This window comes from Desulfuromonas svalbardensis, assembly GCF_055389415.1.
In genome coordinates this window covers 1,707,200-1,730,882 of record NZ_AP042416.1, presented here as the reverse complement: position 1 = coordinate 1,730,882, position 23,683 = coordinate 1,707,200, and the positions used below count along the sequence as shown (strand labels likewise).

Below are 23,683 nucleotides of genomic sequence, written 5' to 3'. Positions count from 1 at the left end.
AATGCGATTGATTCACTATTTTCAGCCACAGCAGTTGCTCGCTCTATCATCGTTATTAACACTGTTGCTTGTGGGGCCCCTACAGGTCGAAGCTACAGAACAACTTCAAGTTCGCGCAGGTTTCGAGCAGAAAACATTTCAAGGTTACAGTCGTGCGTTTAGCACAGCAACCATCGCTTCTGAAGTGGCGGGCCGGATCCAACGCGTTAATTACGACATCGGTGACACACTGAGCTCAGCAGCGTTACTTCAGATTGATCAAACGTTTATCAACCTAGAGCTACAAGAGATTGCTGTGGCTGTCGAACAAAACAAAATCAAACAACAACAAGCCGAACTACGCACAGCATGGTTGCAACGCGAATTTGAGCGGCGACAAAAGTTGGTCGATGAAGGGCGGGTCTCGCGGGTCGCATTTGAAGAGATTGAACAACAACGTGATCAATCCCAACTGGAAGAACAGCAACTGGTTCAACAACAGCGGCAACTACAAGTGAAACAACAAACAGCTCAGCAGCGACAACAACGTCACCAACCTCATGCTCCCCAAGGATGGCTTGTGAGTGAACGATTAGTGGAACCAAGTGAGCAGGTTAAAGTGGGTGATCCGTTGTTCACTATTCAAGATTTTAGCCGGCTATTGATTCCCTTAGCGCTCAGCCACCCACAACTGAGCGCATTACAGCAACAACAACGTGCCACCCTTAATAATCAAAATATCCACTATCGTGTCTACAGCGTAAGCCCCGCATTCGATGAGAGCACACGAAAAATCCAAGTGGAACTCGAAGTTCTCGACTACCCTGAGAAATACCGTGAAGGGTTACTGTTTAAAGTGCCCGTCACATTGCCGCAAGCGGGACTCATGGTTCCTGACGCTGCGATAACCAGTCGTTACGACCGCCCCCAAGTTCAACGGGCTGACACTCAAGAGCTCATCACTATTCAGATTTTAGATCGTCAAAGAGACTGGGTTAAGATCGCGCCCATTGATAACTTAAAGGCTGGAACGGTTCTCGTCCCGGCACGGAGTGAGGTCCAGTGAAGAATTTTGTCAACCTGACTCTGAAGCAGACCGTTTTCATCAACGTTGTCTTCATCATCCTGATGGTTGGTGGCGTCTATAGCGTATTTCACACCCCAGTGGAAAACCTACCGCCCGTCGCTATTGGTAAGGTTTTTATCACCACCGTCCATTATGGTGCTTCGGCTGAAGATGTAGAACAGCTGGTCACGCGCGAGATTGAAGAAGCCATCGATGGTCTTGAAAGTGTCGAATATGTTCAGTCGACCTCCATGCGCAATGTCTCATCAATTCTAGTTAAATTTGTTGACGACACCGACTACCGTCATCTGTATGACGAATTGCGCCTGCGGGTTCTCAATATTCGCAACGAACTACCGAATGAAGTCGATGACCCGATCTTTACCTATCTAGACAGTCAAGAGTGGAAACCCGTCATTGTCGCCAACATGGTTGGTGAATTATCCAATGCTAGCCTCACCCTATTGGCCGAAGAGTTAAAAAGTGATCTGCGTAAGATTGATGGGGTGCAGGAGGTTGAACTCCATGGTGATTACCATCAAGAGTTTCAAGTCCATCTTGACCCCGACAAGCTGCGTAGTACTGGAGTTAGTTTTGCCGAAGTTGGGCAGGCGATCTCCGATAGCAACATCAAAATTCCCAGCGGTCGCTATCGCCAGGGGGGGCGGAACACCCTCCTCGATACGGGACGCACTTTTGAGCGCCAACAACAGGTTTTGGATGTCGCCGTGCGCCGTGATGGTGATGGCAATTTCATCCGCGTGCGCGAACTGATCGCTCAAGCCAGCCTCAATTATCGCGACCCCGACATCATCTCAACCGTCAACGGTTTAAGCACCGTAAGTTTGAAAGTAAAAAAGCAAGACAGTGCGAATGCAATCACCATTGCTGAACACGTTAAGGCTGAAGTGGAGCTGTTCAATCAACACCATCAACGCGACGGCGTCAAAACAATTCTCACTAACGATTCGACCATTGAAATTGACGACTCGGTGCGCACCCTCGGCGGCAACATGATACTGGGGATGATTCTGGTCACCATCGTTTTATGGCTGACCCTCGGCTTTCGCAATGCCATGCTCACCGCCATCGGTATCCCGTTTTCATTTTTAGTTACCATCATCATTGTTAAATTTACAGGTCAATCGATCAACACCATCAGCTTGTTTTCCTTTGTGTTGGTCTCAGGAATTATTGTTGACGATGCTGTCATCATCATCGAAAACATCTACCGCCATCTATACATGGGAAAAACGCGGCGCACAGCGGTGGTCGATGGTGTCAGCGAAGTCTTCCTTCCCGTCGTCAGTTCAGCGATGACCACCATCTTCGCCTTTGCACCGATGTTGATTATGACTGGCAGCACGGGTGATTTTTTCAGCGTTATCCCGAAAGCGGTCAGCTTTGCTCTGTTTGCGTCGTTGGTTGAATCGCTCTTTATCTTACCGATTCACGTTCTCGACTTCGGCCCGCGCCAAATTGAAAAAAACATCCATGCCGAGGGTGATTACCATCACCTACAGCAAGGACCGTTTGCACCAGCATGGAAACTGTATCGCCGACTCCTCAACACGTTACTCAACCATAAGTTGAAAGCACTTTTTGGTGTGGTGGTTATCTTCTTTATCGCCCTCACCATGATGGCGCTCTCTGCCAGCGGCCGTGTCCCGTTGATTAAGGTGAAGTTTTATCAAGATAGTTACCTGCGCTACCATGTTGCGGTGCAGATGCCGACGGGCACTTCGGCGGAAGGAACCGACGTGGTGGTCCGTGAGCTATCGAAGTACCTCATCAACCTCGGCCCGCAACAAACCCTATCAACATCTGGAATCGCTGGGATCATGGAGGATCGCGACTATCAAGTTCATCGCGCTCAACATTATGGTCAAGTGGTGGTGGAACTACCCGCCCAAGATCAGATGGATCTACCGACGGGTAACGATCAAATCCCCGCCTATATTGATCAAATTCATGACCAACTTGAAGAGTACGTCAGCCTTCACTATCAGCAATGGGCCGGGCGACCCGAACTGCTTGTTTTTGGCGAAAACACTGGGCCACCAGCAGGTAAAGCGGTCAATATCCGTTTGACGGCTCCCGATATTGCTGCGGCCACAGCGGTTTCAGATTTGATGATGAACAACTTTAAAACGGACCAACAAAATGGCGGTGCGTTCAGTGACCTTGTTAACCTTGAAGATAACCGTGCTGAAATACAGTCAGTGTTAACCTTTAGCGTTAAACGCGAGCGCGCTTTAGAGTACGGTCTCACTAGCACTGCGGCAACACAGCTCATTGCCGGCGCCTTGAATGGGATGCCCAGTGGTCAATTTCGCACCACCACTGAGGAGATCGATCTGATGGTCAAGCTAGCGCGAGAGAATGGCAGCGAGGGTGGTTTATCCAGCCCTGAGGCCATTGCTCAGATCCCGATCATCGAGCATAGCCAAAAACCAATTCTGATCGGCGATATTGCCACAATTCGCTACCGTCAAGAGCCCGACACCCGTACACGCTACAACGGCAAACCAACCATCACCATCACCGCTGATATCCGTGATGGATCAACACTTTCAGCAAGCCGTGTTCAGGTGTTAGCGCAACAGTATTTTAACTCCATCACCGCTCAGCACCCTGGCGTGGGTATCGCCTTTGGTGGTGAGTTTGAAAGCACCAACCGTGCTTACACCTCTTTGGCAGCAGCCTTCATTATTGCGGTGTTGGCCATCTATCTAATTTTAGCATCGCAGTTTAATGACTACGTGCAGCCACTTATCATTTTATCGGCGATCCCTTTTGCCTTTATCGGTGTGGTATTCGGCTTGTTCTTTACCCGCTCAGTTTTCACCATCGGCAGCTTTATGGCGGTGATCGGTTTAGCAGGTGTTGCCGTCAACGACTCGTTGATCCTCATCGACTTTATGAACAAAGAGCGTCGCCGCGGCGTGCCCTTACGTGAATCGGTTATCAACAGCTGTAGTGCGCGCATGCGTCCAGTGCTCATCACAACCGTGACCACCATGTTGGGAATGTTGCCCATGGCAATTGGCATTCCGCACAAATCCATCACCTGGGCTCCTATGGCAACAGCTTTTGCCACAGGTCTTGTTAGCGCCACAACTCTGGCATTGCTCATCATCCCTGTTGAATTTGAATTAACCGAACTGATGAAAGAGAAACTATCAGGATTTGGTCATCGGCGCTTACGTCGCAAAGCACGAAAAAAACAACTCAAGGACAACCGCCATGCGTAGTTTAAGCAAACAATGTCTGATCGTCGTTAGCGTCGTAGCACTATGGTTACCCACCTTCACTAACAATGCGTTGGCCATTGATCTTGAAGCCGCACAACAGATGGCTCGACACCATTCAGAGCAGAGCCAGGTCATTGCAGCGCAGCGCGATTATAGCGATGCCGTCGCTCGACAAAGTACCGCCTTTTATCGTCCACAGCTGCAAAGCTATGCCAGTTGGTTTAACTACGACAGCAATAACAATAACGTTTTCACTACCCCCCCTGAACGGGAGATTACAGCACGGGTGACAGCCACCCAATTACTCTTTGCTGGAGGGCGTATTTGGCAGAGCGCTCAACAGCAAAACAATCTTGAACAATTGGCCCAACTCGAACAAACAGAGCAACAGAGAACCCTTGAATACGATGTGGCAATGAGTTATATCGACGTGCAGCGGCAACAACAGATTTTGACCATTGCCACCGACCGCTTACAGCAGCGCCAGAAAGAGCTTAATGATGCCCAAGCGTTGTTTGATGTCGGCAGTGCCCCCCATCTAGATGTCCGTGAAGCACAACTTGCCGTGCAACAGGCTAAAAATGATCAACAAGCCGCCCAAAGCAACCTCTTTGTTGCCATCACAACGTTCAACCACCAATTAGGCCGCAGCGCAGACAGTCCTCCACTGACGCCAACTCAAGAGTTCACACTGCAACCACAGATCGAAGAACTGTTGTTACAGCTCCAACAACAAATTGAGGGAAATGGTCAACTGAATCAACAGATTGGTGAGATAAACTACGATATTGCGACACAACAAAAGAAGATAAACAGCGGTGAGCTTTGGCCGACACTAAGCCTTGTCGCCAGTGGCAATACCACTGGAGTTGATCGCGACACCATGAGTGAAACAACAATGATTGGTGTACAACTCGACTGGAACCTTCTCAACGGCGGCGAAACGCAGGCTAAGGCGGCACGAGCACAAGCCTCAAGGAATCGAACTCTGGCACTGAAACACAAAATGGATAAACAACTCATTGATGCTCACGCGAATATGGACCAACAGCATCGTGATTTATTACAGCAAATTGAGAGACAGCACGATTCGATCAAACTGGCGCAGGAAAACTACAATGATGCTCGTGCACTCTATATGGAGGGGGTCATCACTCTCAGCCACCTTGGTCAATACAACCTTGCTTATGCTGAAAGCCGTTTTACCCTAACGCAGTTGCTTTATGCGTATAATCAATTGTTCCATCAACTGCAACGATTCGCACCGCTTAGCTGAATGGCAGAAGGACAAGATTAAAACAACAAAAGCCCCTTGGCTATGCCAAGGGGCTTTTGTTTATCAACTATAGGCTGTCATTACGCTTTGGTATTAATCAACTGCCCCTTACCTGTAAATTCAGCAATCTGCGCTTGTTGCGCTTCATCGACCTTAAGCTCATCAGAACCTTCAATCGATTTGTCCAAAAGCTCTTGAGCAACTTTAGGCTGTTCATTGGCCCGAGCCAAAACAGATAATCCAGGATTCGAAGTGTTACTTGTATTAATATCCATGCTAAAACTCCTTACTGAGGCAATTAGTTAATCTGCCACGATTTTTTAACACTAACGCCAAAAAACCCTTCTGTCAAAGGGTGTTATCACACAACCAGGAAATTCACGGCTAACTATCTAATAAGAATATAAAAATAATGAAAAAAATAACCACTCTGTGTAATCGGCCAGAATATGGTAAGATTCCTCATTTGAAGCTAAAACATGTTTATATAGAAATAAACAAGACAACGAGAGAGAGTCGTGACATTATTTGCCATTAAATGGTTCCTTGGAATCCTAACAATTGTTCTACTGACGGCATCGCTTTCGCTATCGGGCAAAAGAACTCACGGCAGCCTGCGCAAACTAACGTTAAAATGGAATCTACTCTTTTTTCTCGCAGCGGCGTGCCTCATCTCGTTCATCAACATTCAAACCCATCAACAACAGTTTGAAATCAGTACGCAACAACTTGAGCAAGAACTTCGAGCCAACGCACATGAACAAGTAAAACAACGCGCGCTTTTCATTCAAGACCTCGTCAACAATGAGATTCACCAAAGTAAGGCTCAACTTCGCAAGCAATTAACCATGATTGTTAATCAAGCAAGCAATACAGCCAATCACCTTTATCAGCAATACAAAGCTCAGCTCTCACAAAAAGAGCTCACCCTGCTAATCATCAATTCATTAACATCTTCTCTCTATAACGATGGACGTAGCTACCTTTTTGCTATTCAACTTGACGGCAGGGAACTACTTCTTTCTCCGCAAACACAACACGCAGGTCAAAACGTTCTTAGCTTTTGTGACAAAAATGGAGTTTATTTTGTTCAAGAGATGATCGATCTCGTTAATACACATGGTAACGGCTTTATCTCCTACCATATAAAAAAACCCGGAGATGACTACACTGAGTACCAAAAGCTATCGTACCTCACTTACTTTGCCCCCCTCAATTGCCTAATTGGTACGGGCGAATACCTTGATGAGCACCAACAAGAATCAAAAAACAACATATATAATCGTCTCAATAAGTTAGCAGGAGAAGGTTCCTTAAGTATTTTTGGTGCAAACTATGAAGGTGTTTCGCTGTTTGGTCCAGCACAAGGACAAAACCAACTCAACATTCAAGATCGTGATGGTGTTTTTATCGTTCAGGAACTTATCACACTCGCTCGAAGCGGCGGTGGGTTCCTCACCTATCAGATGCCAGACAGTCTTGCGCCAAAAAGCTATGGAAAAATCAGCTACTGTCTGCCCATTAAAGATTGGGATAGCTATGTTGGTGCTGGAATAAACCTAAACTATGTAAATAGAAATATCACTCTAGCACGCGCTATTCTCAAGAAAAACATCTACCAACAACTCAAACAGGCAGTGATTTTTGTCATCATCGTAGCGCTATTATTGTGGTATATCAGCCGCCGTTTTTCGAACACAATTGAACAAAATGTCACGTTACTTAACCACTCATTACAAAAAGTAGCCACGAGCAACCAATATCTCAATTTGGACAATATTCATATAGATGAATTTAACGCCATTGGTCAAGCCGCCAACGATATGCTGTTTGAACGACATAAGATTGAAGACACCCTTTATGAAAGCGAATCACGGTTTCGTACGGCACTAGAGCGGGCGCCACTACTTGTCGCCCTCTTTGATGCACAACAAAATGTTACCTTTGGCAATACCCTATGGTTCAAAGCGATTGGTCAAATGGCCCCTGTTACAGGGCAACCCCTACTACAACAACTCCTCCCCGTAGAGCAATATGATCACTTTGAATTGGCATTTGGCCAACTGATACAGAGACAAAAACACCATAAAAAACTCGATGCGTCCTTCATGAATGCAGCTTCGGATCGCATTGATTTGGATCTCTCTCTTGTTTCGATTCCAGATACTAAAAACAACAGCGTGTCAGTTCTTCTTATGGCCAAAGACATTACCGCAAGACGTGCTTCAGAACAAAAACTTGAATGGGTCGCCCACTATGATCACTTAACAGGTCTTGCCAACCGCCACAGTTGTGTCGAACAGCTGGAAATTCTACGTCAACTCCCCCAATCATCGACAACATTATGGTTATTCATGATCGACTTAAGTCGCTTTCAGCATGTCAACGATGCCTACGGTCATGATGCTGGAGATTACGTATTAAAAGAGGTGGCGAAACGGCTGTTAAATCTTGGGCAAAAACCTCTTCTTGTCGCCCGTCTCAGCAGCGATGAATTTATCTTGTCAATGGTATTACCTGAAGATACCAGCGCTAAAGAGATTGCCTCCTTGCTGCACAATGAAATTATTAAACCGCTGCACTACAACGGTGAAAACTTTCAGATAAGCAGCTGCATTGGTGCCGTTCCCTTTGCTCAAAGCTCAATAGATCAATTGTTACAGCAAGTTGACATTGCCGTTCGCTCATGCAAGGAACATAAAGGAAAAACAAATTATGTTGAATACGGCAACGAGCTTGAGCAAACATTTCAAAAAGCGCAACAACTTGAAGAAGCATTACGCTCAGCGTTGCAGTCCCCCGACCAGTTCCAATTAAACTTTCAACCAATATGGGATCTATCACGATCAACCCTTAAGGGGTTTGAAGCACTCATCCGCTGGCAACATCCGACCCTTGGACCCATTTCACCAGCGATTTTCATCCCTTTTGCGGAGCAACGTTCATTGATCATCCCATTAGGAAAACTTATCTTTGAGCTTGCCTGTCAAACATTACAGCAATGGATCAAGCTCGATCCACTACTGATCGATGAGCCAATACGACTATCGGTAAATATGGCACCACAGCAATTTATGACCGATACCTTTATTCGCGATATCCATTTAGCCCTTAAGCGCTACGATATCCCTGCGTCTATGCTGTGTGTTGAGATTACTGAAACCAGTTTAATGGAAGACCCTGACCTTGCAGCACAACGAATTCAAGCGTTAAAACAGATGGGGATCGTAATTGCCATCGATGACTTTGGTACCGGCTATTCCTCTTTGGCATATCTCAACCAATTTGATGTGGACACCATAAAAATTGATCGCTCTTTAGTTGAAACGATTTCCACTGATCATTCCGTGGCTAAAATCTCTGAAGCGATTATCAAACTAGCTCATGACCTAGATCTCAAGGTTACCGCTGAGGGGATTGAAGATCACGATCAACTGAACCACCTAAAAGGCCTTGGCTGTGATTTTATTCAGGGGTTCCTCGTGGGTAAACCACAATCTGAAACAAATGCTGAAGCCCTTCTCATTGCCCGCAACAAACCGTGGTCAAATCAAGAGATTGGTGGGTAGAAAAGGGGACGATATTTAGCTTGCGCCATCATCGCCCACAACGTATGATCCGAGCCGAAATCAATAGGGATCAACAGCTTACAACGATTGGATAATCAAATGAGTGCTTTACCAAACTGCCCAAAATGTCAATCTGAATACACCTATGAAGATGGCCTATTATATGTTTGCCCTGAATGCGCCAATGAGTGGCCTCAACAAGAAGAGAACGACAGCGCTGAAGATGAATCAGTCATTAAGGATGCCAACGGAAACATTCTTCAGGACGGTGATTCCATTACGGTGATCAAAGATCTAAAAGTTAAGGGCACATCACTGGTTGTTAAAGTGGGCACTAAAGTTAAGAACATCCGTCTTGTTGATGGCGATCATGATATTGATTGTAAAATTACAGGAATTGGCCCCATGAAACTCAAATCAGAATTTGTCAAAAAGTTGTAGTACCAGACATCACATATCAAAAATTAAAATGCCGCGAACATAAACTGTTCGCGGCATTTTTTATTGCACCACTACGCTCTATCAACATCAAACGTTAACGATACGCCGCCATACACACTAAGGTGTGCGCAAAAGAATAAAGAAAAAAAAGCGAGCCGAAAATATTCGGCTCGCTTTATCTACACACTGATTCAAACCGCGCGATTAATTGACGTCAACACCTTCTGACATCAGTTTAGAGAGCGCCTTAGCAAACACCACAGGATCACGAGGCTTATCGCCCTCAAGCAACAACGCCTGATCGTAAAGCAATCCAGCATATTCTTTAAGCTTTTCACTACTGCTATCGGTAGCAAACAACTTTTGCATGCGACCAATCAGATCGTGATTAGGGTTGACCTCTAGCATCCGTTGCCCTTGTGGCACTTGTTGCCCCATTGCTTCAAACATCTTCGCCATTTTAGGATCAAGATCATGATCTCCAGCTACGAGACAAACTGCAGAATCTTTTAAGCGACCAGAGATACGAACCTCAGAAACGAGATCTTTAAGTTCCTCTTTCATCAACTCTAACAGGTCACCGTATTCTTTTTGTTGTGCTTCTTTATCCCCTTCGCCGAGGTCAAGATCACCCTTAATCGCCGATTGGAATGGTGTATCTTTATAATTTCCGAGACCTGAGATGATAATGTCATCAAAGTCATCGGTCATAATCAGTACTTCAATGCCACGCTCTTTAAATACTTCAAGGTAAGGTGAAGCTTCGGCGCTAGCACGATCACCACCAGTAATATAATAGATCTCTTTTTGATCCTCAGGCATCCGATCAACATACTGAGCTAAGGTCGTTGTTTCACCTGGCTTAGTGCTGGTCGACTCAATCAGCATCAAATCAGCGATGGTATCACGTCGTTCAAAATCGTGATGAATCCCCTCTTTGAGGATACGGCCAAACTCAGCGTAGAAGGTCGCATAGGCTTCAGCGTCATCTTTTTTAAGCTTTGTCAGCGTATCAAGAACTTTTTTGGTGACGTTCTTTTTAATCACTGAAACCACTTTATTTTCCTGAAGGATCTCACGACTGACATTCAGTGGCAGGTCGGAAGACTCAACCACCCCTTTTACGAAACGTAAATAGGAGGGCAGCATCGCTTCGCAGTGATCCATAATCTGCACGCGGCGAACATAAAGTGTGGGACCGATCTTGTAGTCTTGATAGAAGATATCGTGCGGACGCTTTGCAGGAAGATAGAGCAATGCTGAGAATTCAGTGGTTCCCTCAGCACGATAGTGGATCACCTTGGCGGGATCACTAAAGTCGTGCGACACATGCTTGTAAAACTCATTGTACTCTTCGTCAGTGATCTCATCCTTGCTTTTTAGCCAGATCGCTTTACGTGAGTTAAGAATCTCCTCCTTAACTTCAGTGACCTTTTTCTCCTCATCTTCGGGATCAGCCACCTCACGAGTGATATCCATGACGACTGGATATTCAATAAAGTCAGAGTATTGCTTAACAACCTTGCGAATCTCCCACTCTTCAAGGTACGCTTTAGCATCCTCTTTGAGCGTTAAGATAACATCTGTACCCTTACCCTCTTTTTCAGTTTCATCAATAGTGTAGGAGCCATCAGCTTCAGACTTCCATATTACTGCCTGATTTTTATCTGCTCCAGCCTTACGTGTGATAACAGTAACCTGATCAGCAACCATAAACGACGAGTAAAAGCCAACACCAAACTGACCTATCAGTTCAGGATTGTTCTCAACTTCGCGGCTTTCGAGCAGTTGGATAAACTCTTTAGTGCCCGAATGAGCGATGGTTCCGAGTGCATCAACTGCTTCGTCGCGGGTCATGCCAATACCGTTGTCGCGCAAGGTCAGCGTGCCAGCTTCAACGTTAGGGATAAGCTGAATTTTCCACTCATCACCACCTTCAGCAAGGGAAGAATCGGTCAACGACTCGTAGCGTGCTTTATCGATCGCATCCGACGCATTGGAGATCAGCTCACGGAGAAAAATTTCTTTATTGGAATACAGAGAGTGGATCATCAGGTCGAGAATTTTATTTACTTCGGCCTTAAATTCATGCTTGTTCGCTGTCATTGATTATAGTTCCTCGGCTAAGGTTAATATAATGGGGTAACGGCAGTGAAGATAAGTACCCTGCCTTGAATTGTCAACTAGCACCCGATAATTTTACCAAAATTATCGACATACATCAGCATACATCAGCCTACCATTAATCTAACGGCAGATACGCAACCTGAGTGATCTCGAACTCCTCATCACCACCGGGAGTCCTAACAGTCACCGCATCACCTTCGTATGCACCTAACAGGGCTTGACCAACAGGGGAGACCCAGCTAATTCGTCCGCAGCTGGTGTCAATTTCATCGACACCAACAATGCTGACAACCTTTTCCACACCCTCTTCATTTTCAATGGTTACCGTACAACCAAAGAGAACTTTATCGCCAGCAACATTCAGCTGTGCCACCGGATCAATAATTACAGCCGCATCCATCCGTTTTGTTAAATAACGGATGCGCCCATCAATTTGCCGTAACCGTTTTTTGCCATAATGGTAATCGGCATTTTCAGAACGATCACCATTCGATGCTGCCCACGTTACGGTTTTAACCATCTCTGGTCGCTTAACATACAACAGATCTTTAATTTCAGCCTTGATTCGCTCAGCGCAGGAGACCGTCATATAGTTGCCCTGCCCTTTTATTGCGGGCGGGACCGACTGATCTTCGTCGTCCTCATCAGACCAATCATCTGTTGATGGTAGATTGAAACTGTTAACACCCATAACAAACTCCCTATAAGTACGACGCAGCATTCAGCCGTTACCAGCACATCAAACTAAAAAAGGTTAGCTGAAAAATCAGCTAACCTTTTATTTTTTAGTATGGTGGAGCTAAACGGGATCGAACCGTTGACCTCTTGAATGCCATTCAAGCGCTCTCCCAACTGAGCTATAGCCCCAAATCAGTGGTGTTTATACCAAAACAAGCTTCAACCTGTCAATGCATTTCTATCATTAACAGCGATATGCTTGCGTAACGGCTAAACAGTTATTCGTTGCCACAACCACAACCGCCGCCACAGCAAGAACTTGGTGCAGTTTTAAGAGTCACAGGCATGGTCAAGCGGGTCATCGCCTCCATATATTTTTGCCCTGTTTTCTCAACGATATCCTGAGGAAGATCAGGCGCAGGCGCTGTTTTCCCCCAATCCAACGTTTCGAGGTAATCACGTAAAAACTGCTTATCAAAGCTTGGCTGGACACCGCCGGGCTGATACTCGTCGGCTGGCCAAAAACGGGAAGAATCAGGGGTGAGTGCTTCATCGATCCAGATCAACTCACCCTCAAAGATACCGAACTCGAACTTGGTATCGGCGATGATAATCCCTTTTTTTGCTGCGATCTCACGAGCGCGCTCATAGATGGCAATGGTTACATCACGAACTTGCGCGGCAAGTTCTGCACCACACAACTCTTCAACAACATCAAAAGAGATATTTTCATCATGCTCACCCAACTCAGCTTTAGTTGAGGGAGTAAAAATTACTTCAGGAAGTTGCTCGCTCTGCTTAAGCCCTTCAGGAAGTTGGATGCCGCAAATACTCCCCTTTTCCTGATATTCTTTCCAACCAGAACCAGAGATATAGCCGCGAACAATACACTCAACAGGGAGTGGCTTGGCCTTTTTAACCAGCATGCTTCGCCCTTCGAGTTGATCACGGTATTGATGGGTGATCTCAGGAAAGTCATCCACATTGGTGCTGATGATGTGATTTGGGATGATATCTTCCATCTGCTCAAACCAGTATTTGGAGATCTCAGTGAGAACATACCCTTTTTGAGGGATACCCTCATTCATAATGACATCAAAGGCTGAGATTCGATCACTGGTGACAATCAAAAGATATTCACCGACATCATACAGGTCGCGAACTTTCCCTTGATTGACAAGTTTCAGCTCAGGACAATCACTTTTCATCACAACTGGCATCATTTTTTAATTCCCTTCAATAGAGCGCAGAATCGACGGTGCAATAGTTACATCGGCAGATTCTTTCAGTGTCGCAATTTTAGTTCTTAACAGTTCATCACGTTGTGCAGTCAAAACAGCGCTACGGATCCGTTCGGATTCTTCAGGTGTCAAACCGTTGGGATCGGCTGGTTTTAACTGCTTCAAGCGCACCACATAAAATGTATTATTGGCAGTAAATAGTTGCTGAGCAACAGCATCTTTTACCGTTAACGAGAACGCTGCTTCCGATAGTCCTAAAACATTACCCAGTGTTGGCACAAAATCGCCAAGAGTTTGACTAAACAGTCCCGTTTCTTTCAACGTTACCCCTTTCGGCGCAACAGACTTCAACGGTGTTCCAGCAATCACTTTTGCGAGGGCTTCTTCAGCTTGTTGCTGTGCTAAAGAGACAGATTCACCATTTAACAACTCAACTTCAACGATTGCTTTGACAACGGAAAGTTCAGGGATGTGCGTTTCTTTGATCTCTGCAACTTCACTGATGTAGATTCCAGCATCACCTCGAACAGGCGCAATCAAACTACCCTCTGGAGTTGAAAATGCGCGCTGAGTCAATGCCTCATTTACGCCAACCGCTGGGATTGCTGCAGCACGTTGAAATAACCCCGTCTCAACGACAGTAAGATTCAAGCCCTCAGCAATCGTCGCCAGAGATCCTGTTTTGCGATTAACATTATAGGCATCCATTGCATCTTCATAAGCGAGTCGTTCAGACTCCTCAGCGATCAGCGCCTCTTTCACCTCGGCCTCAACATCAGCCAACGCCTTAAAGCCAGCTTCGATACGACCCTGACCTTTAATGATATGGTAGCCAAAACGACTTTTAACAATGGCACTCAATTCGCCTGCTTGCAGAGCGAATGCTGCCTCTTCAAAGGCTGGATCCATAGCACCACGAGCAAAGAATCCAAGAGCACCACCATTTGCAGCGGTAGCCTTATCGTCAGAATACTGCTGAGCTAACTTTTTAAAATCGCCCGACTGCGCTTTTTCCAGAACTGAAGTCGCTAACGCTTCACGAGCAGTTATCGTTGCTTCATTAGCATCGGGTGAAACCATAATCAGAATATGTGCCGCGGAAACTTGTTCTTGAATCTCAAATTGCGACAGATGGCGCTCGTAATAACGTTGCACCTCAGTTTCATCGACAACAACCTCACTCCGATACTGATTGCGGTCAAGCTGAACAAAACTCAGTGCACGTTGCTCTACAACACGGAAGTCTTCTTGATGTTCGGTATAGTATTTATCAATCTGCTCGGCTGTGAGCTTAATCTGATCGCGGAAGCCACTGGCTGCAAATGGAATGTATTCCAAATTGATTTTTTCATTCAAACGACGGAATTCATTGGCAACATCCTCATCACTGACAACAACGCCATCCTCAAGAGCTTGACGCGTCATTTGAACCAATATTTGCTGCTCTTGCATTTGCTCAAACAATTCAGGCTTTAAGCGTTGGTAGGTTAGAACTGAAAGGTATTGTTGTTTATTAAAGGTGCCATCCACTTGAAACGCTGGAACAGCAGCAATGGATTGAACCAATTCCTCTTTTGAAACACTCAGATTAAGGCGATCCGCTTCTTGCAACAACAATGTTTGATCAATAAGAGTATTAATCGATTGCTCTGCTAAACGTAATTGGCGTTCCATCTCTGGAGTAAAATTTTGGCCATAAATATTACGGTAAAAATTATACATACTATTATATGTGCTTTTAAATTCATCAAAACTGATCTCAGTTCCATTTACCTCGGCAGCAACGGTGAACTCGCGAGTTTGCTCGTTACCCTTTCCCCATACAAGAAAAATGGTACCAATAAATGTTGCGATGATGACCCAAAAAACAACTTGGACGACGGTGGTTTTCTGCTTCTTACGAATCAGATCGAGCATAAAAAATATTCTCCTTGAGGGACGCGGAATTTCTAATAAAAAACAGCATCGCATATTACGTTAATTTTTAAGATAAATGCAATAGTTTTTACCTCAGCACCTCCTTGTTTACCCTTGAGAACCAGCCTATTTTCTGTTACTTTAACACTCTTGACCGTTGTCAGAAACTCACAGAAGGAAATGTGACTATGTTTAAACTATTAAATTCCATATGGGGACTCTTTTCAAACGACCTAGCGATTGATCTTGGTACCGCCAATACACTTGTATATCTCAAGTCTAAAGGGATTGTGGTCAGCGAACCTTCAGTTGTTGCCGTTCAAAAAGATGCTTCAGGCAATAAAAAGGTATTAGCTGTTGGTATTGAAGCAAAAAAAATGCTTGGCCGTACTCCGGGCAGTATTGTTGCCATCCGGCCAATGAAGGATGGGGTCATTGCTGATTTTGACATCACAGAAGAGATGCTCCGTTACTTTATACATAAAGTACACAACCGCAAAGCTCTTGTCCGACCTCGTATCGTCATCTGTGTCCCATCTGGAATCACTCAGGTCGAAAAACGGGCGGTTAAGGAATCGGCGGAATCGGCGGGAGCTCGTGAAGTATACCTAATTGAAGAACCCATGGCTGCGGCCATCGGCGCGGGTTTACCTATCACTGAGGCGAACGGCAACATGATCGTCGATATTGGCGGCGGCACAACCGAAGTCGCTATCATCTCATTAGCTGGTATCGTTTACGCGCGAAGCGTCCGTGTCGGCGGCGACAAGCTGGATGAAGCGGTTACGCAATATATCAAACGTAAGTACAACATGCTGATCGGCGAGAGAACGGCTGAGCAGATTAAAATTGAAATCGGCAGTGCCTTCGCGGGTGAAGAGGTTCTGGAAATGGACGTTAAAGGACGTGACCTCGTCACGGGCATTCCACGGACACTTCAAATCAACTCTGAGGAAATTCGAGAGGCGCTGGCTGAAACGATCAATGCCATTGTCGAGGCCGTGCGCGTTGCCTTAGAGCAAACGCCTCCAGAGCTTGCAGCTGACATTGTCGATCGCGGTATTATATTAGCAGGCGGTGGGGCGTGTCTTAAAGGGCTGGACCAACTACTCAAGCAAGAGACGGGGCTACCAGTTGTTATCGCTGACGATCCTTTATCCTGTGTTGTTCTTGGCTCAGGGGCAGTCTTAGACGAGCTGGATCTATTGCGCAGAGTTACGATTGCATCTTAGCGTTGAGCCTGTAAATCACGTGAATGCCCCTGCTTGTTGGTGGGGGCATTTCGCTAATCAAACACCCCTCAGCCATGCTGGCCTCACATGCTGGATTTTTTAAAAACACATCGAACGGCACTTCTTCTTGCGAGCATTTTCACATGCGCTCTGCTGGTCTACTCCAGCAGTTTGCGCCAGCAAAATAAAACAACCTTATTCGAACGCGGTGTTTTACAGCTCACCAGCCCTTTTTATCAAACCCTCGACAACACCCAAAATAAAATTACAATATTATGGAACAACTACATCGATCTAATTGGTGTTCGACAGAACAATATCATCCTCAAGCAGAGAGTTCGCGAACAACGTCAGCATCTACTCCAATTACGTGAAGTAGCTCAAGAGAATAGCCGCCTGCGCAAACTGCTTAACTTTCACGATAACGCTAACGCCCCTGAGCTGCCAGCCCGTGTTATTGCTGTTGATGCCACGAGCTGGTTTCGAACCATCACTATTGACAAAGGTACAAGCGATGGACTACGTGAAGGACTTGCTGTTGTCGTTGCCGAAGGGATTGTTGGTCGTACGATCAAATGTGCGAGCCACACCTCTCGGGTGTTATTAGCCAACGATGCCGCCTCTGAGGTTTCGGCCCTAATTCAGCACAATCGCACCCGTGGCGTAGCTCGCGGCCAAGGGAACACCCTTACCCTCAACTATGCATTACGCAGCAAAGATGTCCAGATCGGCGATGCGGTGATTACGGCGGGAATAGGTGGTATCTTCCCAAAAGGGTTACCCATTGGCACCATTACCAATATTATTAAACACGATTACGGCTTATTCCAAACCCTCGAAATAACACCCAGTGTCGACTTCTCACGACTTGAAGACGTGCTTGTTATCCTTGGTGAACCGAAATGAAGCGACTCGTACTCTACCTTATCTGCGGTCTTTTCTTAATCCTTGTGCAAACATCCTTACTGCCCCTATTTTTCGGTTTAACACTGCGCCCCGATCTAATATTGCTACTCGTCCTTTATATTGGGCTCAACGAACCCCCTATTGCAGGTGCTTTCTATGCATGGTTGCTCGGCTGTATTCTTGACGTGTTTTGCGGCATGACATTAGGGTTAAACGGAATGATTATGTTGCTTATCTTCTGTGGCACCTATATGGGCGGGCGGCAACTGAACCTTAAAAATGATCTGGTAATGCTGGTCGCCACCGTTCTTGGCACGACAAGCAATTCACTATTACTAATTTTGACATTACTGTGCTTTTCAGAGCAGAGTCAAAGTAGCTTTCTCATCTTAAATGGCTTACCTGCACAACTATTTATTAACTTAATAACAGTATTGAGCGTCACGCTACTATTATTAGCAGTCCGAACTCGCTCACAATACAACAAACGTAAAACCTCCCACCAAGGGCTGAGTACATGGCATTAAATAGCCCTCAACCTGACGATTCAAGTCGAAAACGACGCTTTGAATGGCTCGCATTAGCTGCGATCTTTTTTTTCTCGCTGCTCGGTATCCGCCTGTGGTCACTTCAGGTCATCTATGGCGACCAATATCAAACGCTTTCGCAGAAAAATCGCACCCGCTACATCCCTATTGCCGCACCGCGTGGGCCAATCTATGATCGCAATGGGCTACTATTGGTTGATAATCGTCCAGCTTTCACTGTTTCGGTATTACGCCAAGAGGTCACCGACAAAGAGCAACTGCTAACACGCTTAGCTACCTACTTAAGTGCTGATTGGAATCAACTTGAAGTCGACTGGAACAAGCACCGTTATTACCCACAATATCGCCCTATTCCCCTAAAGCGTGACGTAGATCGGGAAACGGTTGAGAAACTTTCAGAGAACTCCATCGACCTCTCGGGGATGTTGATTGAGGTACAGCCAATGCGCGCCTACCCATACCATGAAGCGGCAGCTCATCTCTTCGGTCACATCGGTGCCATTACAGAGAAGGAATTAACACAGCAACGTTATGGTGACTATCATGCGGGTGATTTCATCGGCAAAAGCGGCATAGAAAAACACCTTGAACCGTACCTACGTGGCATCGCCGGTGAAAAACTGGTTGAAGTTGATGTTAAAGGTAAAAAACTACGCCAACACCAGGTAAAACCACCATTACCCGGCAAGAGTGTTTTTCTCACCCTTGATCGTAGTTTACAACTTCTTGCCGAGCAAGCCTTTGGCGATCAATCAGGCGCTGCTGTTGTCTTAGATGTCAACAATGGTGACATTTTAGCAATGGTGAGCCGACCAGCATTTGACCCCGCACTCTTTGCTCGCGGTATCAGTAACGAACAGTGGCAAGCTCTGGTTAACAATCCTGACCACCCGCTTCAGGCCAAAGCAATCAGCGGACAATATCCACCGGCATCGACGTATAAGATGGTTACCGCCCTCGCAGCCCTCCATGAAGGGGTCATCACACCTAACGACCTCATTGATTGCGAGGGACGTACAACAGTAGGTAACCGTTCATTTCGCTGTTGGAAAAAAAGGGGCCACGGGCCCACCAACCTCAAAAAAGCGCTACGCGAAAGTTGTGATGTTTGGTTCTACGAAGTATCTCTGAAGCTTGGTATTGAACGGATGTCGTCGATGGCGCGAAAACTTGGACTCGGTCGCACTTACGATCTGCCACTGGACAATGAACAACCTGGGCTGATCCCAGACAAAGCATGGAAACGTAATCGCTACAATGCCCCTTGGTATAAAGGGGAAACAGTGATTGCTGCAATTGGTCAAGGATATGTTCTCACTACACCATTGCAGCTTGCCGTCATGACCTCGACTATTGCCAACGGTGGCACCCTTTACCAGCCACACCTGATTAAGCGTATTGAAGAGTTTGACGGCCAAATCTTAAAACAAAACACACCTCACGTATTACACGATTCAGATTTAAACCAAGAAGACTTAAGTTATGTAAAAAAGGGGATGGAAGAGGTCGTTAACCATCCACGCGGCACGGGAAAATCAAGTGCACTCAAAGACGTTGCTGTTGCCGCAAAAACTGGAACAGCACAAGTGGTTCGACTTAAAGATGATCCTATTGACGGTGAACCAATCGATATTGAAGAGATTGCCTATCGCCATAGAGATCATGCCCTATTTGTTGCATATGCTCCGGCAAACAAGCCCGAAATAGCCGTTGCCATTGTTGTTGAGCACGGCCAACATGGTGGTAGTGCTGCGGGGCCCATTGCCAAACAGATTTTCACCCATTATTTCAACAACCAACACGCAGTTCAACAGCCAACCGAGAACTCTGGAGAGTCCGATGTTTGATCGTCGCCTAGTAGCTAATTTTGATTGGGTCTTACTCGCCTTAGTGTTATTGGCAGCAGCGGTCGGCATTGCCAATCTGTATAGCTCTACGTCATCGTGGAACCTAAACGGATCACCTGTCTACATGAAACAAACCTATTGGCTGGCCATTGGTTTCTCGATCGCCATCGCGTTAATCATCTTTAGCTATCGCCACCTAGAACATATGGCGACAATCACCTATATTGGCTGCGTTTTCCTACTCGGCTCGGTTCTAGTTTTTGGCAAAACAAGCATGGGTGCCACCCGCTGGATCGATCTTGGTTTCTTCAACTTACAACCCAGTGAAGTGATGAAGGTGGTGATCATCATTACCTTAGCCGCCTATTTCAGCCAGCATGAATCAAGCGAAGGATATCGCCTCAGCGAGTTAATCGCGCCCGGGTTGCTGTTGAGTGTTCCTGTTATTTTAACCATGAAACAACCTGATTTAGGCACAGCCATGTTGCTGCTCTTCATTGGCACAACCATGGCATTGTTTGCCGGAATTCGCCGCTATGCGCTAACCGTCCTAGCCCTGCTGGCCAGTTGCGCCATGACAGGCGGCTGGTTTCTTCTTCACGGTTACCAGAAGGATCGGATTCGAACCTTTCTCGATCCCGAGCGCGACCCTCTCGGTACGGGTTACCACATTATTCAATCGAAAATTGCTGTTGGCAGTGGTCAATTATGGGGCAAAGGGTTTATGCAAGGAACCCAATCACAACTCTCTTTTCTCCCCGAACGCCACACCGATTTTGCTTTTTCCGTTTTTGCCGAGGAGTGGGGGCTATTTGGCTGCACTTTACTGCTAGGACTTTATCTCGCTATCGTGCTGAGAGGAATCAATATTGCTCGTAAAGCCGATTCAAGTTTTGGTATGTATCTAGCCATTGGTGTCACAGCGATGATCTTCTGGCATATCATCGTTAACCTCGGGATGGTCATTGGACTCCTGCCAGTAGTCGGCGTCCCATTGCCTCTCTTTTCCTACGGTGGCACCAGCATGGTGACAACGATGATCGGCTGTGGCCTTCTTCTCAACATCAGCATGCGCCGCTTTATGTTCTAGAAAGATTGCCCAAGCCACATTAAAATAGTACAATCACGCAATCTTCTCGCTTTTTTCTGATTGCATTGTGATGACTACTTGGATCAAACAACTGCCAAATCAAGGAATCTGGCTAACGCTGACAGGCTACAGCAGTGGCATAGTAATCAGTGCAGCACTTCCTTCAGCTCAGCAGCTCCTAAACCACCCTTTTGCCATCTCTGTTATCCTAATCCTTTCACTTTATATCACTAGCAAATGCCGCACTGTTCCACTATGGCCAATCATTGCAGCCCTAAGTTTTATGATAGGCTTTAGTGCTTACGCCTTCGCAATCAGACCGCCAGATGAAACAACCAACCTCTCAGGATTCGCTAATAATCAATTTGTCACCATTACGGCAACGGTCGTTCGAATCGAGCCACAGCAAGGTCGTTGGCGTATGGATGTATCGCTGGAGAACATTGCCAATGGACAACTCACAGCACAAGCGACTGGTAAGCTGCGCGTTCAGGTTGGTCGCAAACAAAAAAACTTAATTAATCCCACACCACGCACCAACGCGATTCTGCCCGGAGACCACATCATATTTAGAGCAAAACTTCGCAAACCAAGACGATACGGTCTCCCCGGTGAGTTTAACTATCCGCAGCACCTTGCGCGGTCACATATCTATATGACAGCATTTGTTGACCAAGAGCAGAGTATTGTACGCTTGCCACAACAACCTGAATCATCGCTACGTTACCGTATCGAACGATGGCGAACCGCGATAGGCGACCAAGTTTCTGCATCCTATTCACCACAAAAAGCTGCTTACCTACTCAGTTTAACCCTCGGTCAAAAATCACGGTTTTCACCAGAGCAGCGCGAACAATTAGCAAACTTCGGCATCTCACACCTTTTTTCAATTTCAGGTCTCCACCTTGGCCTCATTGCCTCTTTGATCTACCTACTATTAAATCGTCTCTACCGCAGCAGTGAACAACTCATGCTATGGCGACCAGCGCAGATGGTGGTACCACTGCTAACCCTGCCACCGCTGTTATTCTACTTATCCCTTAGCGGCAGTGCGCTACCCACAGTGCGAGCAACCCTACTCACAGGCATTACCGTTGCTGCGCTGATCAGCTATCGCACAACACCGCCGTTAACTCTGCTAGCCCTGGTCGCGACAGCCATTATTGTCTACGATCCATTGGCGCTTTTTTCGGCATCGTTTCAACTCTCCTTTGCAGGAGTTGGCGCACTTATTTATTGCCTAGCCAACAAAAAAAAAGATGTCAATTCCGTCGTCAATAAGTGGTTAATCGTACCCTTTACCGCAACAATTATTGCAACAATTGCCACCACCCCAATTGCATTAAGCCACTTCCATACCCTTGCCCCAGCTGGAGTGCTCTGCAACCTGATCGCCATCCCCTTGATTGGAGTTCTAACCGTGCCATTGGCGCTACTTGCAACCCTGTTATTGCCCGTATTTCCGCAATTTTCATTCGCTATCTTCGACGGATGTTTGTGGTTGATTGACACAACGCTAGGTCTAGCAAGCTCTATCGCTCAAGGGCCACTGGCAGGAACATTTGTCTATTTAAGCCCTACGCAGCATGGAGCACTCATACTGCTTGCTCTTGCTACGCTAACCTTCATTGTTAACAAATGGCGTCACACACTACTCTTGTTCAGCGCAAGCGTGGTGGTCTTCATGTCACCCCAATTTCACGCCCCACCCGCGCACCTTGAACTTACCCCTTTCAGTGTTGGCCAAGGTGAATCGCTCCTTCTTCGACTCGGAAATGAGAAGAGCTATCTGATCGATGGTGGTGGATTTTATAGTCAATCTTTTGATGTCGGCAAACAACTTCTCGCCCCAGCCCTTGGCGCTCTAGGTATCAACCACTTAGATGCAGTGATTCTCAGTCATGATCATCCTGATCACCGCAAAGGACTCATTCACATCCTAAACCATTTCGATGTAGAACAATTTTGGAGTTCCGACCCTGTTAAACAATTGCACTGGAGCCTACAAAAGGCGCTGAGAGAGAAAAAGATTCCAACACGACGGTTTGTCTCTAGCTGGACAAATATCCCGCTAAAGGGTGAAGCACAATTAGATGTTTTTGTTCCACCAGACGATACAGCTAAAATGAACGACCGCTCCTTAGTTGTTCTCGCCCGCTACAAAAACGATGGCATCCTGTTAACGGGAGACCTTGAGCATCATGGGGTGACACAACTATTAAATGGCCCGCTATTATCCCCCGTTACTGCGCTTAAGCTTCCGCATCACGGCAGTCGGCGTTCTCTCCCCCACGCTCTCATTCAAGCAACACAAGCAAAAACCGCCATCGCTAGCGTTGGCTTTAACAATTCGTATCACTTTCCTCACCCTGAAACTCTCGCAGCACTTGATATAAATCAAACCACATTAATTCGCACCGACCACGATGGAACAGTACGCCTAAAGAGTTGGGGCAATGGCTGGCAACAACAGCCGTTAGCTCATCCTTAACATTTAGATTTTTGACAAAAA

General features: G+C 46.3%; 16 protein-coding genes and 1 tRNA gene. 11 read left to right on the top strand and 6 right to left on the bottom strand.

What is annotated here, in order from left to right; genetic code table 11:
- The first annotated feature begins 1 nt into the window (after position 1).
- From ACZ5KY_RS07745 to ACZ5KY_RS07735, 3 genes are read left to right on the top strand one after another with little or no spacing between them, the layout of a single operon-like run.
- Positions 2 to 1,045 carry an efflux RND transporter periplasmic adaptor subunit gene (locus ACZ5KY_RS07745; RefSeq protein ID WP_464243321.1) on the top strand — a complete coding sequence of 348 codons (1,044 nt, stop codon included), beginning with the start codon at positions 2 to 4 and terminating at the stop codon, positions 1,043 to 1,045.
- Entirely contained in the window at positions 1,042 to 4,299 is a 3,258-nt protein-coding gene (locus ACZ5KY_RS07740) for an efflux RND transporter permease subunit (protein WP_464243320.1), read from the top strand. Before ACZ5KY_RS07745 ends, ACZ5KY_RS07740 begins: the two co-directional genes overlap by 4 nt.
- Complete coding sequence (locus ACZ5KY_RS07735; RefSeq protein ID WP_464243319.1) at positions 4,292 to 5,575, top strand: TolC family protein; 1,284 nt, start codon at positions 4,292 to 4,294, stop codon at positions 5,573 to 5,575. The genes ACZ5KY_RS07740 and ACZ5KY_RS07735 overlap by 8 nt, the downstream gene beginning before the upstream one ends.
- A gap of 80 nt (positions 5,576 to 5,655) precedes the next feature.
- Here ACZ5KY_RS07735 and ACZ5KY_RS07730 read toward each other — a convergent pair whose 3' ends face one another.
- Complete coding sequence (locus tag ACZ5KY_RS07730; RefSeq protein ID WP_464243318.1) at positions 5,656 to 5,850, bottom strand: hypothetical protein; 195 nt, start codon at positions 5,848 to 5,850, stop codon at positions 5,656 to 5,658.
- A gap of 243 nt (positions 5,851 to 6,093) precedes the next feature.
- On the opposite strand from ACZ5KY_RS07730, the gene ACZ5KY_RS07725 reads away from it, so the two are divergent.
- Together ACZ5KY_RS07725 and ACZ5KY_RS07720 are read left to right on the top strand one after the other, a co-directional pair.
- A complete protein-coding gene (locus ACZ5KY_RS07725) occupies positions 6,094 to 9,144 on the top strand; it encodes a bifunctional diguanylate cyclase/phosphodiesterase (protein ID WP_464243317.1) in 3,051 nt (1,016 codons plus the stop codon).
- A 99-nt stretch (positions 9,145 to 9,243) separates the two neighbouring features.
- Positions 9,244 to 9,585 (top strand): zinc ribbon domain-containing protein YjdM, encoded by a 342-nt coding sequence (locus ACZ5KY_RS07720; protein WP_464243316.1) that lies wholly within the window; start codon positions 9,244 to 9,246, stop codon positions 9,583 to 9,585.
- A gap of 204 nt (positions 9,586 to 9,789) precedes the next feature.
- Here ACZ5KY_RS07720 and htpG read toward each other — a convergent pair whose 3' ends face one another.
- From htpG to ACZ5KY_RS07695, 5 genes are all read right to left on the bottom strand, one after another.
- Entirely contained in the window at positions 9,790 to 11,691 is a 1,902-nt protein-coding gene (htpG, locus tag ACZ5KY_RS07715; protein ID WP_464243315.1) for a molecular chaperone HtpG, read from the bottom strand.
- A gap of 136 nt (positions 11,692 to 11,827) precedes the next feature.
- On the bottom strand, positions 11,828 to 12,403 hold the full coding sequence (greB, locus tag ACZ5KY_RS07710; RefSeq protein WP_464243314.1) for a transcription elongation factor GreB: 576 nt from the start codon (positions 12,401 to 12,403) through the stop codon (positions 11,828 to 11,830).
- Positions 12,404 to 12,503: 100 nt separating this feature from the next.
- A tRNA-Ala gene (locus ACZ5KY_RS07705) sits at positions 12,504 to 12,579 on the bottom strand.
- Between the two features lie 89 nt (positions 12,580 to 12,668).
- Positions 12,669 to 13,613 (bottom strand): phosphoribosylaminoimidazolesuccinocarboxamide synthase, encoded by a 945-nt coding sequence (locus ACZ5KY_RS07700; RefSeq protein ID WP_464243313.1) that lies wholly within the window; start codon positions 13,611 to 13,613, stop codon positions 12,669 to 12,671.
- 3 nt (positions 13,614 to 13,616) lie between these two features.
- A complete protein-coding gene (locus ACZ5KY_RS07695; RefSeq protein WP_464243312.1) occupies positions 13,617 to 15,548 on the bottom strand; it encodes a SurA N-terminal domain-containing protein in 1,932 nt (643 codons plus the stop codon).
- 188 nt (positions 15,549 to 15,736) lie between these two features.
- Here ACZ5KY_RS07695 and ACZ5KY_RS07690 point away from each other — a divergent pair, with 188 nt between their 5' ends.
- The 6 genes from ACZ5KY_RS07690 (at position 15,737) to ACZ5KY_RS07665 (ending at position 23,662) form a co-directional block, all read left to right on the top strand.
- Positions 15,737 to 16,780: a rod shape-determining protein gene (locus ACZ5KY_RS07690; protein WP_464243311.1), complete on the top strand. Its 1,044-nt coding sequence runs from the start codon at positions 15,737 to 15,739 to the stop codon at positions 16,778 to 16,780.
- A gap of 87 nt (positions 16,781 to 16,867) precedes the next feature.
- Positions 16,868 to 17,686 carry a rod shape-determining protein MreC gene (gene mreC / locus ACZ5KY_RS07685; protein ID WP_464243310.1) on the top strand — a complete coding sequence of 273 codons (819 nt, stop codon included), beginning with the start codon at positions 16,868 to 16,870 and terminating at the stop codon, positions 17,684 to 17,686.
- Complete coding sequence (gene mreD, locus ACZ5KY_RS07680; RefSeq protein WP_464243309.1) at positions 17,683 to 18,213, top strand: rod shape-determining protein MreD; 531 nt, start codon at positions 17,683 to 17,685, stop codon at positions 18,211 to 18,213. Before mreC ends, mreD begins: the two co-directional genes overlap by 4 nt.
- A complete protein-coding gene (gene mrdA / locus ACZ5KY_RS07675; protein ID WP_464243308.1) occupies positions 18,204 to 20,081 on the top strand; it encodes a penicillin-binding protein 2 in 1,878 nt (625 codons plus the stop codon). The genes mreD and mrdA overlap by 10 nt, the downstream gene beginning before the upstream one ends.
- On the top strand, positions 20,074 to 21,171 hold the full coding sequence (gene rodA / locus ACZ5KY_RS07670) for a rod shape-determining protein RodA (RefSeq protein ID WP_464243307.1): 1,098 nt from the start codon (positions 20,074 to 20,076) through the stop codon (positions 21,169 to 21,171). The genes mrdA and rodA overlap by 8 nt, the downstream gene beginning before the upstream one ends.
- 70 nt (positions 21,172 to 21,241) lie before the next feature.
- Positions 21,242 to 23,662 (top strand): DNA internalization-related competence protein ComEC/Rec2, encoded by a 2,421-nt coding sequence (locus tag ACZ5KY_RS07665; RefSeq protein WP_464243306.1) that lies wholly within the window; start codon positions 21,242 to 21,244, stop codon positions 23,660 to 23,662.
- Positions 23,663 to 23,683 lie beyond the last annotated feature (21 nt).

Coding starts and splice junctions, on each gene's coding strand:
- mrdA (WP_464243308.1), top strand. CDS start 18,204: ATGGCATTAAATAGCCCTCAACCTGACGATTCAAGTCGAAAACGACGC.
- ACZ5KY_RS07730 (WP_464243318.1), bottom strand. CDS start 5,850: ATGGATATTAATACAAGTAACACTTCGAATCCTGGATTATCTGTTTTG.
- greB (WP_464243314.1), bottom strand. CDS start 12,403: ATGGGTGTTAACAGTTTCAATCTACCATCAACAGATGATTGGTCTGAT.
- ACZ5KY_RS07720 (WP_464243316.1), top strand. CDS start 9,244: ATGAGTGCTTTACCAAACTGCCCAAAATGTCAATCTGAATACACCTAT.
- mreC (WP_464243310.1), top strand. CDS start 16,868: ATGCTGGATTTTTTAAAAACACATCGAACGGCACTTCTTCTTGCGAGC.
- ACZ5KY_RS07665 (WP_464243306.1), top strand. CDS start 21,242: ATGACTACTTGGATCAAACAACTGCCAAATCAAGGAATCTGGCTAACG.
- ACZ5KY_RS07745 (WP_464243321.1), top strand. CDS start 2: ATGCGATTGATTCACTATTTTCAGCCACAGCAGTTGCTCGCTCTATCA.
- ACZ5KY_RS07735 (WP_464243319.1), top strand. CDS start 4,292: ATGCGTAGTTTAAGCAAACAATGTCTGATCGTCGTTAGCGTCGTAGCA.
- ACZ5KY_RS07690 (WP_464243311.1), top strand. CDS start 15,737: ATGTTTAAACTATTAAATTCCATATGGGGACTCTTTTCAAACGACCTA.
- mreD (WP_464243309.1), top strand. CDS start 17,683: ATGAAGCGACTCGTACTCTACCTTATCTGCGGTCTTTTCTTAATCCTT.
- ACZ5KY_RS07695 (WP_464243312.1), bottom strand. CDS start 15,548: ATGCTCGATCTGATTCGTAAGAAGCAGAAAACCACCGTCGTCCAAGTT.
- rodA (WP_464243307.1), top strand. CDS start 20,074: ATGTTTGATCGTCGCCTAGTAGCTAATTTTGATTGGGTCTTACTCGCC.
- htpG (WP_464243315.1), bottom strand. CDS start 11,691: ATGACAGCGAACAAGCATGAATTTAAGGCCGAAGTAAATAAAATTCTC.
- ACZ5KY_RS07700 (WP_464243313.1), bottom strand. CDS start 13,613: ATGATGCCAGTTGTGATGAAAAGTGATTGTCCTGAGCTGAAACTTGTC.